At 44.4% G+C, this 15,702-nt stretch carries 16 protein-coding genes and 2 pseudogenes; 16 read left to right on the forward strand and 2 right to left on the reverse strand.

Annotated elements, in window-relative coordinates:
• The first annotated feature begins 147 nt into the window (after positions 1–147).
• The 16 genes and pseudogenes from istA (DNH61_RS24640) to DNH61_RS24720 all read left to right on the forward strand — a co-directional run.
• Positions 148–1,626 (forward strand): IS21 family transposase, encoded by a 1,479-nt coding sequence (istA, locus tag DNH61_RS24640; protein WP_181438570.1) that lies wholly within the window; start codon positions 148–150, stop codon positions 1,624–1,626.
• 1 nt (position 1,627) lies between these two features.
• On the forward strand, positions 1,628–2,353 hold the full coding sequence (gene istB / locus DNH61_RS24645) for an IS21-like element helper ATPase IstB (protein WP_111145329.1): 726 nt from the start codon (positions 1,628–1,630) through the stop codon (positions 2,351–2,353).
• 247 nt (positions 2,354–2,600) lie between these two features.
• Complete coding sequence (locus DNH61_RS24650) at positions 2,601–2,975, forward strand: hypothetical protein (RefSeq protein WP_111149622.1); 375 nt, start codon at positions 2,601–2,603, stop codon at positions 2,973–2,975.
• Positions 2,976–3,256: 281 nt separating this feature from the next.
• Positions 3,257–3,724, forward strand: coding sequence for a WapI family immunity protein (locus DNH61_RS24655; protein WP_111149624.1), 468 nt, complete (start codon positions 3,257–3,259; stop codon positions 3,722–3,724).
• Positions 3,725–3,941: 217 nt separating this feature from the next.
• Positions 3,942–4,337 (forward strand): hypothetical protein, encoded by a 396-nt coding sequence (locus DNH61_RS24660; protein WP_111149626.1) that lies wholly within the window; start codon positions 3,942–3,944, stop codon positions 4,335–4,337.
• A gap of 631 nt (positions 4,338–4,968) precedes the next feature.
• The gene (locus DNH61_RS24665) at positions 4,969–5,313 is read left to right on the forward strand and encodes an ASCH domain-containing protein (RefSeq protein WP_111149627.1); all 345 of its coding nucleotides are present in this window, start codon (positions 4,969–4,971) and stop codon (positions 5,311–5,313) included.
• Positions 5,314–5,568: 255 nt separating this feature from the next.
• Positions 5,569–5,946, forward strand: coding sequence for a hypothetical protein (locus tag DNH61_RS24670; protein ID WP_181438859.1), 378 nt, complete (start codon positions 5,569–5,571; stop codon positions 5,944–5,946).
• Positions 5,947–6,202: 256 nt separating this feature from the next.
• On the forward strand, positions 6,203–6,529 hold the full coding sequence (locus DNH61_RS24675) for a hypothetical protein (RefSeq protein ID WP_111149631.1): 327 nt from the start codon (positions 6,203–6,205) through the stop codon (positions 6,527–6,529).
• Between the two features lie 219 nt (positions 6,530–6,748).
• Positions 6,749–7,420, forward strand: a complete 672-nt coding sequence (locus DNH61_RS24680; RefSeq protein WP_111149633.1) for a hypothetical protein — start codon at positions 6,749–6,751, stop codon at positions 7,418–7,420.
• A gap of 325 nt (positions 7,421–7,745) precedes the next feature.
• Positions 7,746–8,660 carry a phosphotransferase gene (locus tag DNH61_RS24685; protein WP_111149635.1) on the forward strand — a complete coding sequence of 305 codons (915 nt, stop codon included), beginning with the start codon at positions 7,746–7,748 and terminating at the stop codon, positions 8,658–8,660.
• Between the two features lie 350 nt (positions 8,661–9,010).
• Positions 9,011–9,334 (forward strand): hypothetical protein, encoded by a 324-nt coding sequence (locus tag DNH61_RS24690; RefSeq protein ID WP_146241147.1) that lies wholly within the window; start codon positions 9,011–9,013, stop codon positions 9,332–9,334.
• Between the two features lie 115 nt (positions 9,335–9,449).
• Positions 9,450–9,824: pseudogene (locus DNH61_RS24695) on the forward strand (DUF2750 domain-containing protein).
• Positions 9,825–10,063: 239 nt separating this feature from the next.
• Positions 10,064–10,459: a pentapeptide repeat-containing protein gene (locus tag DNH61_RS24700; RefSeq protein WP_111149638.1), complete on the forward strand. Its 396-nt coding sequence runs from the start codon at positions 10,064–10,066 to the stop codon at positions 10,457–10,459.
• 235 nt (positions 10,460–10,694) lie between these two features.
• The gene (locus DNH61_RS24705; protein ID WP_111149639.1) at positions 10,695–11,246 is read left to right on the forward strand and encodes a flotillin-like FloA family protein; all 552 of its coding nucleotides are present in this window, start codon (positions 10,695–10,697) and stop codon (positions 11,244–11,246) included.
• A 207-nt stretch (positions 11,247–11,453) separates the two neighbouring features.
• Positions 11,454–11,930 (forward strand): hypothetical protein, encoded by a 477-nt coding sequence (locus DNH61_RS24710; protein WP_111149640.1) that lies wholly within the window; start codon positions 11,454–11,456, stop codon positions 11,928–11,930.
• A 303-nt stretch (positions 11,931–12,233) separates the two neighbouring features.
• Positions 12,234–13,276 (forward strand): annotated as a pseudogene (locus DNH61_RS24720) (IS3 family transposase); the annotation flags it as partial.
• A 73-nt stretch (positions 13,277–13,349) separates the two neighbouring features.
• On the opposite strand, the gene istB (DNH61_RS24725) reads toward DNH61_RS24720, so the two are convergent.
• Together istB (DNH61_RS24725) and istA (DNH61_RS24730) are read right to left on the reverse strand one after the other, a co-directional pair.
• Complete coding sequence (gene istB, locus DNH61_RS24725) at positions 13,350–14,075, reverse strand: IS21-like element helper ATPase IstB (RefSeq protein WP_111145329.1); 726 nt, start codon at positions 14,073–14,075, stop codon at positions 13,350–13,352.
• Position 14,076: 1 nt separating this feature from the next.
• The gene (gene istA / locus DNH61_RS24730) at positions 14,077–15,555 is read right to left on the reverse strand and encodes an IS21 family transposase (protein ID WP_181438570.1); all 1,479 of its coding nucleotides are present in this window, start codon (positions 15,553–15,555) and stop codon (positions 14,077–14,079) included.
• Positions 15,556–15,702: the final 147 nt, after the last annotated feature.

The following is a 15,702-nucleotide window of genomic DNA, read 5'->3' on the forward strand; positions in this document are numbered from 1 at the left end:
TGTTTATTGCATACTAAAAATGCCGAAGATTGCAGCGTAAAAATGCTCAACTAGAAAGCAAAAAAGAGACACTTGTCAGGATCCCAACTTCCTCCTATCGTTAAGTTTGACGAGAACTAGCGAAGGAGTTACGAAAGGATGCTGAAAATGCCTCAACAACAATATATCAGATTTTTACGGGAAGCAGAAGGGCTTTCGGTAAACGAAATTGCTAGAGAAATGGGCATACATTGGCGGACAGCCAAGAAATATGCGGATCAGTCCAACTGGAATGAATCGCTGAAGAAAAAGAAGAGCAGAAGCCCGGTCATGGGGCCGTTTATGGATATCGTAGACACCTGGCTGGAGGAGGACCGCCTGCTCCCACGGAAGCAACGGCACACGGGAGTGCGAGTGTTCCAGCGTTTGCGAGACGAGTATGAGTTTACCGGCGGACAGCGTACCGTGCTTGCTTATGTAAAGAAGCGTAAGGCAGAATTGGCTCTGGAACGCGCCAAAATCTACGAGCGGCTCGAGCATCCAGCCGGTGAAGCGCAAGTGGATTTCACGACGATTGAGGTGAGCCAAGACCAGGAGCTGCTGACCTATAAACTGCTGGTCATCTCGTTTCCTTACAGCAACGCAGCGTACGTTTATCCGACCCCAGCAGAAAACCAGGAATGCTTTCTGGAAGCGTTAAAGCAATGCTTCGAGCAAATTGGAGGGGTTCCTTCTCGGATTTGGTTCGATAATCTGTCTGCTGCGGTTGTACATATTGAGAAGCATGGTGAACGGCAATTAACGGACGGGTTTCAGCGATTTTGTGCGCATTATCGGTTCGAAGCAGTGTTCTGCAACCCGTACAGCGGACATGAGAAAGGACATGTTGAGAATAAATGTGGGTACTCGAAACGGAACTGGGCTGTCCCGATCCCGATTTATGAGAGCCACGAGCAGCTTGCTGCTGTGTTTGCTAAGCAAGCCTTGCTAGACCAAGAGCGTACACACTATGCCAAGGGGCAGCGAATCGCTGACTTGTGGGAAGAGGAACGGGCAAAGTTACTTGTCTTGCCGGAGGTGGCTTTTGAAGCCTTTCGTATATCTGCTGCGGCGGTCAATAAATACGGAGAGATTCGAGTGGATGAAACCACCATTCCTATGCTGGGACTGGTTCAACCAGGAAGCCAGGTCATGATCCAAACCTACTGGGACCGCCTGGTTATCCTCAATAACAACCACCAGCTCGTAAGAGAAATCCCTCGGCCTTACACTGGCAAGACCGCTGACATTCCGTGGGAACAAGTCTTTACTAACTTGCTGCGCAAGCCGCGAAGTGTGACTCACTCTCAGTTCATTCGCATGCTGCCGCAAACGTTGCAGCTCTATGCTACGGTAAAGGAACTAGATATGCGCAAGGAACGCCTCCTAGCCCTAGCCCACTGGAGCAGCGTGTACACGATGAGGGAAATAGAGGATGCTCTCCACCTTCTCGGTACAGAAGCTACCGTTGAACGTATAACCGCTGTTCTCGGCATGAGGTCAGGCAGTCGGGATATACCGTCCGTTTTAGAGGAGACAATCTCACCGCCGAGTACCAAAGTGGAGTTTTCACTACAGCGCTATGACAAGCTGACGGGGGTGAGCTGACATGAAGCCAGAACTGGCCGATTTGTGCCGGCAGCTGCGGCTGGCACATGTCGTCGAACATGTTGCGCTGCAGCAGGACGAACAGCTGCATGGTGTGGTTCTGCAACTGCTAACGGCTGAACTGGATGGCCGCAGGCGTGCGAAACTGGGTAAGCTTGTCCAACAAGCTGGATTCCCACATATTAAGACCTTTGAGGGCTATGTGTATGACCACATCTCCTTTCCAAGCGGCAGCAGTCCCGCCATGCTGCTGGAACTCGGGTGGTTGGAGCGTAAGGAGAACCTGCTGCTCATGGGGGCAGTAGGCACCGGAAAAACGCATATGGCTACAGCACTCGGCGTAGAAGCATGCCGCCAAGGCAAGGCGGTGCAGTTTTACCGCGCTTCGGATCTAGTGGCTTTGCTGCAGGAGAAGTTTGCCTCAGGAACGGTGAACCGATTACGGGAGAAACTGCGAAAGGCTGACTTACTCATCTTGGATGAGGTCGGTTATGTACCTTTCAGCCAGACCGGCTCTGAGCTATTGTTTAATGTGATTGCCGACTGTTACGAAAGACAAAGCGTGATTGTAACGTCCAACTTAGAATTTGGCCAGTGGACGTCGATTTTCGGAGATACTAAGCTGACTTCCGCTCTTGTGGACCGGCTGGTACACCATGCTCATATTCTCTCATTCACGGGTGAGAGCTTCCGCTTCAAGCAAGCGATGGAACGAGTCCCCGTATAGCTTCATATCCTGGCAAATCTCTTAGGCACTTTTTGCTGCAATATTGAGCACTTTTTGCTTGCAAAACACACCCTGCACCACCTAACCGCATCGCGGCCGGAAATCTGGGAGGCTAAGATAAGAGCTATCTAAGCCTCCCAGATTTCCTTAAGGTGGTGAGGGTTCGTGAATGCCTGAACGTTATAAGAAATCCCCGCGAGAAAATTTATTAGAACCAAAAATACTTTCTTAAAGGACGAAGTTCAGGATGAATTATGTTCATGATAATGAGATATTGTCATATCAAATTGAACTTTCAAATCAAGTTATCACTTTTAAAACAAAATATAATGATGAAATTATTGAAATTATCTTTACTGGGGTTATGGCTCACATGTTTGTTAATGAATTGCCTGGAAGCATCATATTAGATATAGGCGAGTATCCAGTCTCCTTATTTATTGAGGAAAACCAAATACTACTTGATGAACGAAAGGATTATTGTTGGCCAAGATATTATGATAATGTAGAGAACTTGTATGCATTATTAATAAATGAAGGATATGTATATTACATTATTTCTTCATCCTATGGGTTAAACGGATGGATACTAGCCAAGAAGGTTGAAGTTAAGAAACTCTAATTAGTTAAGTAATAATATTAAAAAGGCATAGAACAGGAACAGTATTGTAATGTATCTCGAAGAAGGCGGGGACATCTTATAACACCGTATTCACGCGGCGGGCCTGGCGGCCCTTGGTCTGCAGAGGTTTTTCGAGGAAGCGAAATCAGCAGACAACCCTGCACTGGCTAAGTCTTCGACCCGGCGATCCGATCGCTTCGCTTAATCGGTTTGCAGCTTAAGCCAGTGAGGGTTCGTGAATACATGCACGTTATGTGAAATCCCCGAAAGAGCGTGTGACAATGAAGCAGGAAATAATAATCATAAAGAGTGAGAGTGAATTTATAAAATTTACTCTAAGTAATGTAATAGGATTTCCTGAACAGACTTCTTTCTGGGGGGGGTACGAAGTCTCAGGTAATGTTGAAATAAAGAGCGGGAACTTCAATGCTAGTGGAGAGCTCTGGTTCACTACCGGTGAACTGTACACCTTTTATAAATCATTACTAACAGTCCACCAGCATTGCTCAGGTAAAGTGGAATATAGTAATTTTGACCGGTCCTTAAATTTTGAACTGCAGTATATGCCAGGAGGAATTATCGAGATTAAAGGTCGCTATCAAGAACATCCAGATAGTATTAATGAACTAATATTTGAAATACACTCTGACCAGTCATATATAAATAATACTCTTGAAGAACTGAAGGAACTTATTAAGGACTATGGAAACCTACGTGGGATTATTCAGGAAGTCGGGGACATCACATAACACCGCATTCACGCATCGGGGCTAACGCCCCTCGGTCCGCAAGAAGCATTTCCTGAAGCAGCCAAATCAGCGGACAACCCTGCACTGGCTAAGTCTCCGACCCGGCGGACCGATCGCTGCGCTGCATCGGTCCGCAGCTTAAGGCAGTGAGGGTTCGTGAATGCAAGAACGTTATCTGAAATTACTGTAAAACTATTTAATGGAGGGTTTTTCATAGATGTTGAGAAAATTTAGAACCACTATTATAATTGCCTGTTACTTATTAATCATATTGGGATGCTCCTCAGATGAGAATAAACTTATAGGCATATGGAAACCAAGTGACGAAATGAATGAAACTCTATATGAAGATCATGTATGGGAATTTAAACAAGACCAATTAACTATAAAAGACTCTGATAAAGTATATAAAGGGTCATATGAAATCAATAGTGACAAGATAATTATGAAACTAGTGGATGCAACGGGGGACAGGAAGAACGGATTCGGGCTTTATAAACTGGATGGGAACAAACTTACAATTAAAGTGAATGAAAAAGGCGAGGAGTATTACCCGTCTAATCTTAATGATGAGAACGGATACGATCTAATATACCTAATGAAAAGTGATTAATCTAAATATTTGTGATGTAACTCAAAGAAGACAGTAACTTCAGATAACACCATATTCACGCTGCGTCGCCTGACGGCTCCTTGATCTGCCAGAAGTAAATTCGAGGAAGTTGGTTCTAGCAGATAACCCTGCGAGGCTAAGTCTGGCGACACGGCTAGGCGATTGCTTTGCATAATCGCAACGGCAACTTAAGCCTCTCGGGTTCGTGAATACAACAACGTTAAGCGTCATTAAAATTGGGCGAAAGACTAACAAACACATTGATGAAGGAATTAATGAACGGGCGGTAATTTCCTTAGCGGAAACTTTGATTTAAGTTCGTGGGCAGGCCTCTGAATATGGATTGCTTCCTTAACGGAAGCAGGGTAATTGAAATTTGATAGCCATTCATACGAAGTCGCCCATTTTAACAACGCCTAACACCGTATTCACGCTGCGGGCCTGATGGCCCTTGGTCTGCAGAGGTTTTTCGAGGAAGCGAAATCAGCAGACAACCCTGCACTGGCTAAGTCTTCGACCCGTCGATCCGATCGCTAAGCTTGATTGGTTGGCAGCTTAAGCCAGTGAGGGTTCGTGAATGCCTTAACGTTATATGAAATGGTCGAAAAAGCTGACAGTGAGGGAAGAAACAATGAAGCACGAAATGACATTATACCCCGAATACTTTAACTCATTAGTATCGGGGCACAAACGTATTGAAGTTCGTTTATATGATGAGAAGCGAAGAAGAATAAACATCAATGATTCAATAATCTTTTATCAGTTGCCAGGTAAATCTAAATCAGTAGAGGCTGTTGTTAAAGAGTTGTTGATTTATAAGACCTTTGAAGAATTATATCGTGCCCATCCTTTTAAAGAGTTTGGCTGTGAAGGCTGGAGCATGGATGAGATGATAACTGGTACATATGAGATATATAGTCCAGAGCAAGAAAAGAAATGGGGAGCCCTAGGGATTAGAATTGAAATAAAGAATTGATAGCATATCAAAGAAGTCGACCACTTCATATAACACCGCATTCACGCTGCGGGCCGCTGTCGCGGCCCTTGGTCCGCCCGAGGATTTTCGAGGGAGTTGGAACAGGCGGACAACCCTGCACTGGCTAAGTCCGTCGGACCCGCTCGCTTCACTCATTTAAGCCAGTAAGGGTTCGTGAATGCCTGAACGTTATCTGAAATTCCCCAAAACATCTAAATAAAAATAATGGAAGTTGAGACAATGAGGATAAAAATATTGGGAATTCAAATTCATAAAAAGAACAAAATAATGGTTACTTTTACATGCCCAATCGGTGAAGGCATTGGTGTCTGGAAATCTCAAGAAAAAGTATTTATAGGCACTGATGTGGATGTTGAGTTGGATGTATCTGGAATCTTAATTTTTAATCAGGATGTAGTCTGTGTTGAAGAAAAAGAAGAAAAGATATATTTAAAGGACAACCAGGTACACATAAGAGGTAGAATTGAACAGATAGAATGGGATAATATTCTAACGGTTCGATTAGGAAAAAGCATATTATTAATTGAAGTAGAAGATATCGCTATTTATGAAGTAGATAAATGGATTGAGATAAAAACTAAAGAATTAGATTTATCAGAAGTTATTTTTTGAGTTATTCGAAGAAGTGGAGAACTTCACATAACACCATATTCACGCTGCGTCGCCTGACGGCTCCTTGATCTGCAAGAGGTTTTTCGGGGAAGCGCAATCAGCAGACAACCCTGCACTGCCTAAGTCTTCGACCCGGGAATCCGATCGCTTCGCTTGATTGGTTGGCAGCTTAAGCCAGTGAGGGTTCGTGAATACATGCACGTTATATGAAATTACTGCTGGGGATTGATAAACCCTTAAAGAACGGAGTACAAACATGTTTGAAAACTTCGAGTTTAAACCAGGGAAAATAACATATAATCCATATAAATTAAGCCCAGAAGATCTAACAGATTTAGAATGGGTAACGGAAGACATGGTACAGATTGAATATCCTAATAGTTACATTTTAGATGTTGGCTGGTATGGTGATGCATCTAAAGGTAACGGAAAATTTGTTGTATACATTATTAAAGAAAAAAACTGGGAACAACCAGTATATAGAGAAGAACATAAAACATTAGAGGACTTATATGAGAGAATGAAAGGAATTATAAAAACAATCACCAATATCTCTACTAATAATGAACAGAACATCGAATGAAACTCGAAGATGGCAGTAAGTTCATATAACACCGTATTCACGCGGCGGGCCTGACGGCCCTTGGTCTGCAGAGGATTTTCGAAGAAGTGGAACCAGCAGACAACCCTGCACTGGCTAAGCCCGTCGGACCCGGGGCTAACGCCCCTTAAGCCAGTGAGGGTTCATGAATACATGCACGTTATCGGAAATCTGCAAAAATCATATCTAGCAGGTGATTCAATGGAGCATTGGAGACAAAATACAATCTGGTTTGAACAAATACCTAACGATCAATTCATTCAATTAGATTTAAAGAAAGAAAAGTTAACAAATCACAACATACAAGACATTGAGTATCTAGCTCTCTGGTATCACAAGAATAAAACTCGTGATTTATCAAATATACCTGCTTCAAGTAGACTTTTATATCTGGAGCTAAATTGGTCTAATATTCACAACCTTAATGCAATAGACAGATATAGCAATTTGAAGAGGTTAGAATTGCACTATTGTACAAAGTTGCAAAACGATAGTGGTTTGTCAAATATCTCTAAAACTTTAGAACATCTGCATATTAATCAGTCGAAGAAATTAGAGATTTCGGTTGAACTTTTGTCGCTAAAAAACCTTCGTGTTCTATGCCTGAATGATTGCGGTCAATTAGAGAATCTAACCTTCCTTAAAGAATTTCCAAATCTAATAGATTTTCGATTTGTTAATACTAGCGTACTGGATGGTGATTTGGTACCAATAGTTGAACACCCAACCTTAAGAACAGTGGGGTATTTAAACAAACGGCACTATAACATTCGAGAAAATGAATTGGAAAGTAAACTAAAGGAAAAAGGCAGTAATAACTATAAAGAAGTAATATACAGGGACGAAAACTCCACGTTTAAATATCTAGATTGAATGTGTTTCATAGAAGTTGCAGACTTCCGATAACACCGCATTCACGCATCGGGGCTTACTCCCCTCGGTCCGCTTGGGGCATTACGAGGAGGCGGATTCAGCGGACAACACCTGCGAGGCCAAGTCTTCGACCCGGCCGGCGATCACTTCGTTTGATCGCCTCGGCAGCTTAAGCCTCTCGGGTTCGTGAATGCAAGAGACGTTATAAGAAATAGCCGCAAAAGCATAAATCTTTCATCACAGCTTAAGCTAACTGGCAATTATGTGCAACTTCCAGGGAATGTAAAGGGCTAAATAAAGTAAGGAACGAGGAGGCATACATTTCATGGGAGGAACAAATGTATGGGATGCAGAGTGGGAGGTTAACGAAGAGCAGGCGCGGACGCTGATCGGCAGACAATTCCCTCAGCTGTCATCGAAGCAAGTGAAGCGATTGGGCTGGGGCTGGGATAATACGGTTTTTCTCATCGGTAACGAGTACGTGTTCCGGTTTCCAAGAAGAACGATTGCAGTTAGCTCGATTCGTATGGAAGGGAAGCTGCTGCCGATGCTGGAGGCATATATGACCATCCCTTATCCGAAACCGTTGTTTTATGGCGAAGCAAGTGACGAATACCCTGCACCATTTCTTGGCTATGCCTACGTGCCAGGAGATTTCCCCATCGGTTTGACGGAAGAACGCCGGGCTTTATCGGCAGAGACGCTGGCGAAATTTTTGCGGAGATTGCATGAGTTTCCGGTGCAGGCGGCGCTGAAGTGCGGAGTTCAGCAAGATCATCGAAGTTTGACAGACATAGCATCGCGCAAAGTGAAATTGGCGGGCTTTCTATCGAAGGTGGTTGAACACTTGTCGCCGGAGGAGTCCGGTGTGTTCGAAGCGTATATTAGCAGGTTACAAACGAACCGTGTCGAGGCAGTGAATGCAATGCTACATGGCGATCTTCATTTCAAGAATATTCTTGTGAATGAGAAAGGAATCGTTTCCGGCATCATTGATTGGGGCGATCTGAGCGTAGGCCATCCGGCCTGCGATTTGAGCGTTGCTTACAGCTTTTTGCCACCTTACGCTCGCGGCGTGTTTTTCGAAACATACGGAGGAGCGGACGAGGAAACGAAGCTGCTGGCGCGGCTGATCGCGGTATACATCCCCGTACTGATCTTAATGCAAGCGGTCGATGATGGGAATGAAGCGATTGCGGCAGAAGCGAAATCTAACATCATGCGGGCACTGTCGGATTAGGCTCATTATTTCGATGCGGCTATGGGATATGGCTATTGGCACCATTTTGTCGTTTAAAAGCCGTGATAAGGTACGATTTGCCTTCTCTGATGCCGCTTTATTTGTAAAGGAACACGAATTTGAACAACAGAGTAAGTCATTAAGCTAACGGGTACGATAGCTGAATGTTGCAAAGAACATACTTGTAGGTAATTCGAAGAAGGCGGCTACATCTTATAACACCGCATTCACTCATCGGGCTGGCGCCCTTGGTCCGCAGGATGCTTTCAATGATGCCGTTTGCCGAGGACAACCTCCTACGGAGGTTCGTGAATGCGAGAGACGTTATACGAAATCTGTGGGGGGAAGACATGAAAGACAAAAAAAATGAAAAACCGAGGACTCTCTTCATATTGTTCATATCCATTGTGGTTTTATTTTTCATATATACATCTTATAAGCAAAACGTTATTGATCAAGATACTCTAGTATTATTTGTTTACGAAGATAAGAATGAACCGGATAAGGATGAGATACTAATTAAAGGCATTACATTAGTTAGCTTTAATCCCCGTCATGAAAGATTTCATATCACAAAGTATCCCACGTATATTTTGATGAACAGTAAATCCGAAGAAATAGAGATAATTTCAAATGAGATAAGTGACATAAAAGAATACATGAATAAAAGATAACTCATAGATTATTCGAGAGAGACACAGACGGCAGCTAAAGCCTCTCGGGTTCGTGAATGCGTAAGACGTTATGCGAAACCCCTGGGAACAAACATAAAAAAAAGGTGCAGAGACTATGAATAATAAAGAGTTTGAATCGCTCATTAAGCAACCAGCCAATATCAGATATGAGTATTTTATCAAGCAGGTCGTCGACCGAGAAGAGGTTTGGGGATTATACGATGATGGTTGGGCAGCAAGCGCTGACGATTCGGGGAATTATTTATTTCCTTTTTGGCCTCGGAAAGAGTTTGCTGAATACTGAGAAAATGACGATTGGAGTGTTTATAAAGCAGAAGCCATCGATCTCCAAGAATTCATTGATACTTTCCTAATTCAAATGTTAGCAGACGGGGTTAGACCCTCTATATTTTTCAATAATGATGATTCGGCTGTATTAGAAGTGGAAGTGCTTAAAAATGATTTGGAAAGAGAATTAGAGAACTATTAATGAGACCGGTAATGTTGAAGTATCTCAAGGGAGTCAGGGGCATCGCATAACGTTCAGGCATTCACGAACCCTCACTGCCTTAAGCGACCTACGAGAGCGGCCGCGATGCGGTTAGGCAGTGCAGGGTTGTTCGCCTGTTTATGCTTCCTCGAAAATCCACGGGCGGACCGAGGGGCGCGACAGCGACCCGATGCGTGAATATAGTGTTAGCTGAAATTGGGCGAATCGAGGTGTAAATCATGGAAGAAGTTCGATTAATACAAGATCAAGAAATAACATTTAATCGTTTCATTAGCTATCTTAGCAACGGTATTAAACACTTTCGCAACGTCGAAGTACTAACTGACGGTAAGCTGAGGAATCAAGATTTAAGTGGAATCACATTTGAGGCCTGTTATTTAGCCTTAGATTTTACAGGTTCGAAATTTATTGGTTCGAGATTTTTTGACTGCAACTTAAAGACATGTATTTTTGAGGAAGCAGATATGAAAGATGCTCAATTTATCAATTGTGCACTGTGTTCTGTTAATTTCAAGAATGCTCTAGTAGAAGGAATCGTATTTGAGGGCAATAGTTTTCACGCGACTCAGTTGAGTATTAAAGATCTAGACAGAATGATTAAAGACGGAGTTTAAGTTATTCGAAGAAGTGCCCAACATCAGCTAACACCGCATTCACGCTGCGGGTCGCTACCGCGCCCCTTGGTCCGCCCGATGGTTTTCGATGAAGAGGAATCAGGCGGACAACCCTGCACTGCCTAACCGCGTCGCGGCCGGTCACTACGTTCCCTTAAGGCAGTGAGGGTTCGTGAATGCCTGAACGTTATCCGAAACATCCCAAAGTGCAAATAGAAATGGAGGATTATCATTCATGATAAACTTTATCCGCTTGATTAAATCTGGAGAAGGTTTTACTACTGCCTTGGCTATGTCTGTTAGAAAGTCATTGAATACTGATGTAGTTTCGGCGTTACTTACATCAAAGGAAAAAGACCTACCACTTTCAATACCTCAGATAGAATCTCATTATTTGGCTGGTGGCAACATAAAAGAGTTAGTCAATGCATGTGTAAAGATGCAGGACATGCAGATTGAATATAATGTAAATGAGTTAATGGCATTGGACCTTGGATATCGGAATATTGGATCTCTTGTAAATGGATTTAGCATTGCAAGATCTAAGTATCCATACTTAACTTTTAAAGAATATACAAAAAGATATTTCTTGGGCGAGGATGTTATAGACAAGTCACTTTCAGATAGTTTTATACCTTGGAAGGAGACTAAGTCTTGGCTTGTACGGGTGAATCATGGTCAATTAACATTAGATGAAATTCAAAAATTAAAGATACAGGAAATGAATAATGATATTGAAATGTATGACCCGATTACAGATAAATGGATAAGTATAGAAGATCTTTGAATGTGATACACAGATGCCTGATGCTTCGGATAACACCACATTCACGCATCGGGCCTAACGGCCCTCGGTCCGCGCCGTGGAGTTTCGAGGAAGTTGGATCAGGCGGACAACCCTGCACTACCTAACCGCATCGCGGCCGTTCCCTTTGGTCACTTAAGCCTCTCGGGTTCGTGAATACAACAACGTTATAAGAAATGGGGGCAAGTGATGAATACAATCAATAACAAAGCAATAATTGGTTTGATTACTGTGTTCATGATATTTAGTGCTGTTATTTTTTACTCGTATTTAACAGACGACTCAAATGGGAAATTTATGGATCAATTATCCATGCACCAGAAAATAGAAGAACAAGATATTGATAGTATTAGAATGAGTAAAGTTGTACTTATTAACTCGACTTTTAAACATATTGATATAAATTTAAATGACGATCAGATACAGAGAATCATTAGAACATTTAATTCATCATCTCCGCTAGCAACAAGTTGGAAGGATTCATCAAGCCCAAGCATTGTTTCAGGAATTGCTATTCGATTAAAGAACAGATCAGAAGTGCGAATTCAATATGATAAAGAGAATATCTACGTTACAAGAGGAGAAGTGGATTATCTCATCGTGAGCAATCAATTAAAGCAAATATTTGAAGAAGAATTAATGAACAAGGAGAACAAAAACATATGAAGGTATATTCAAGAAGGCCCCCACATCTTATAACACCATATTCACGCTGCGTCGCCTGACGGCTCCTTGATCTGCATTTAGTTATAAACCAATAATTTTGTGAGTGTACCGAAGAAGTCGGGGCATCGCTTAACAACGTATTCACACAGCGGGCCTGACGGCCCTTGGTCGGTAGAGAATCTTCGGAGAAGCGGAATTAGCAGACAACCCTGCACGGGCTAAGTGGATCGGCTACACTTAGTTGGACAGAAAAAATAAGGGCTTGTAGAATAGACCTATCATCTTAAGGAGCGGATCACTACAATGCCAAAACAACAACGGCGTACCTTTACCCCAGCATTCAAAAAACAAATGGTGGAGCTTTATGAAAACGGGAAGTCGAGAGCAGCGATTGTGGAGGAGTATGACCTCACAGCTTCCGCTTTAGACCGCTGGATCAAGCAAGCTCAGACAACGGGTTCCTTCAAGGAGAAGGATAATCGATCGCCAGAAGAAAATGAGCTGCTCACTTTACGAAAAGAGAACGAGCGCCTGAAAATGGAGGTGGATATTTTAAAGCAAGCCGCGCTGATCATGGGACGAAAGTAGCTATCATCCAAAACAACCTTGATAAATACTCGGTATCAGCAATGTGCGACGTCCTGCAAATCGCAAGAAGTACGTATTACTATGAAGCGAAAGAACAACCGAATGAAGACGATATAACGGAAGCCATTGTGGGGATTTTCCATAAGAATAGAAAAGCGTACGGTACACGCAAGCTTAAGGTGAAGCTCCAAGAACGCGGAATAGTCGCGTCCAGACGCCGCATTGGCCGGATTATGAACGAGCAAGGGTTGGTTTCTACCTACACAGTGGCTCAATACAAGCCCCTTAAAGCTGCTTCTAATGAAGCAGCAACGGCGAATGTTTTGGACCGTGAGTTTGAGCAGGAGGAAGCCAAGCGCTTCGTTGTCAGTGATCTGACCTATGTGAAGGTTCAAAACCAGTGGCACTATATTTGTGTGCTGCTCGATTTGTTTAATAGAGAGATTATTGGCCATAGTGCAGGTCCAAATAAGGACGCTGCTCTGATTTCCCGTGCGTTTGCAAGCGTTGAGGGCGATTTACGCGAGATTCAATGGTTTCATACTGACCGGGGTAGCGAGTTTAAAAACCAAAAGATTGACGAGCTGCTAGGGACGTTTGAGATTGGCCGGTCCCTTAGTAAAAAAGGCTGTCCATACGACAATGCTGTAGCCGAAGCCACCTACAAAATCATGAAAACAGAGTTCGTGAACCAGATGAACTTCCAGAGTCTCCGTCATCTAGAAGTGGAATTATACGATTACGTTAATTGGTTCAACAAGTGTGTTTTGCAAGCAAAAAGTGCTCAATATTGCAGCAAAAAGTGCCTAAGAGATTTGCCAGGATATGAAGCTATACGGGGACTCGTTCCATCGCTTGCTTGAAGCGGAAGCTCTCACCCGTGAATGAGAGAATATGAGCATGGTGTACCAGCCGGTCCACAAGAGCGGAAGTCAGCTTAGTATCTCCGAAAATCGACGTCCACTGGCCAAATTCTAAGTTGGACGTTACAATCACGCTTTGTCTTTCGTAACAGTCGGCAATCACATTAAACAATAGCTCAGAGCCGGTCTGGCTGAAAGGTACATAACCGACCTCATCCAAGATGAGTAAGTCAGCCTTTCGCAGTTTCTCCCGTAATCGGTTCACCGTTCCTGAGGCAAACTTCTCCTGCAGCAAAGCCACTAGATCCGAAGCGCGGTAAAACTGCACCGCCTTGCCTTGGCGGCATGCTTCTACGCCGAGTGCTGTAGCCATATGCGTTTTTCCGGTGCCTACTGCCCCCATGAGCAGCAGGTTCTCCTTACGCTCCAACCACCCGAGTTCCAGCAGCATGGCGGGACTGCTGCCGCTTGGAAAGGAGATGTGGTCATACACATAGCCCTCAAAGGTCTTAATATGTGGGAATCCAGCTTGTTGGACAAGCTTACCCAGTTTCGCACGCCTGCGGCCATCCAGTTCAGCCGTTAGCAGTTGCAGAACCACACCATGCAGCTGTTCGTCCTGCTGCAGCGCAACATGTTCGACGACATGTGCCAGCCGCAGCTGCCGGCACAAATCGGCCAGTTCTGGCTTCATGTCAGCTCACCCCCGTCAGCTTGTCATAGCGCTGTAGTGAAAACTCCACTTTGGTACTCGGCGGTGAGATTGTCTCCTCTAAAACGGACGGTATATCCCGACTGCCTGACCTCATGCCGAGAACAGCGGTTATACGTTCAACGGTAGCTTCTGTACCGAGAAGGTGGAGAGCATCCTCTATTTCCCTCATCGTGTACACGCTGCTCCAGTGGGCTAGGGCTAGGAGGCGTTCCTTGCGCATATCTAGTTCCTTTACCGTAGCATAGAGCTGCAACGTTTGCGGCAGCATGCGAATGAACTGAGAGTGAGTCACACTTCGCGGCTTGCGCAGCAAGTTAGTAAAGACTTGTTCCCACGGAATGTCAGCGGTCTTGCCAGTGTAAGGCCGAGGGATTTCTCTTACGAGCTGGTGGTTGTTATTGAGGATAACCAGGCGGTCCCAGTAGGTTTGGATCATGACCTGGCTTCCTGGTTGAACCAGTCCCAGCATAGGAATGGTGGTTTCATCCACTCGAATCTCTCCGTATTTATTGACCGCCGCAGCAGATATACGAAAGGCTTCAAAAGCCACCTCCGGCAAGACAAGTAACTTTGCCCGTTCCTCTTCCCACAAGTCAGCGATTCGCTGCCCCTTGGCATAGTGTGTACGCTCTTGGTCTAGCAAGGCTTGCTTAGCAAACACAGCAGCAAGCTGCTCGTGGCTCTCATAAATCGGGATCGGGACAGCCCAGTTCCGTTTCGAGTACCCACATTTATTCTCAACATGTCCTTTCTCATGTCCGCTGTACGGGTTGCAGAACACTGCTTCGAACCGATAATGCGCACAAAATCGCTGAAACCCGTCCGTTAATTGCCGTTCACCATGCTTCTCAATATGTACAACCGCAGCAGACAGATTATCGAACCAAATCCGAGAAGGAACCCCTCCAATTTGCTCGAAGCATTGCTTTAACGCTTCCAGAAAGCATTCCTGGTTTTCTGCTGGGGTCGGATAAACGTACGCTGCGTTGCTGTAAGGAAACGAGATGACCAGCAGTTTATAGGTCAGCAGCTCCTGGTCTTGGCTCACCTCAATCGTCGTGAAATCCACTTGCGCTTCACCGGCTGGATGCTCGAGCCGCTCGTAGATTTTGGCGCGTTCCAGAGCCAATTCTGCCTTACGCTTCTTTACATAAGCAAGCACGGTACGCTGTCCGCCGGTAAACTCATACTCGTCTCGCAAACGCTGGAACACTCGCACTCCCGTGTGCCGTTGCTTCCGTGGGAGCAGGCGGTCCTCCTCCAGCCAGGTGTCTACGATATCCATAAACGGCCCCATGACCGGGCTTCTGCTCTTCTTTTTCTTCAGCGATTCATTCCAGTTGGACTGATCCGCATATTTCTTGGCTGTCCGCCAATGTATGCCCATTTCTCTAGCAATTTCGTTTACCGAAAGCCCTTCTGCTTCCCGTAAAAATCTGATATATTGTTGTTGAGGCATTTTCAGCATCCTTTCGTAACTCCTTCGCTAGTTCTCGTCAAACTTAACGATAGGAGGAAGTTGGGATCCTGACAAGTGTCTCTTTTTTGCTTTCTAGTTGAGCATTTTTACGCTGCAATCTTCGGCATTTTTAGTATGCAATAAACA

This window comes from Paenibacillus sambharensis (assembly GCF_003233845.1).
Lineage (GTDB): Bacteria > Bacillota > Bacilli > Paenibacillales > Paenibacillaceae > Paenibacillus_I > Paenibacillus_I sambharensis.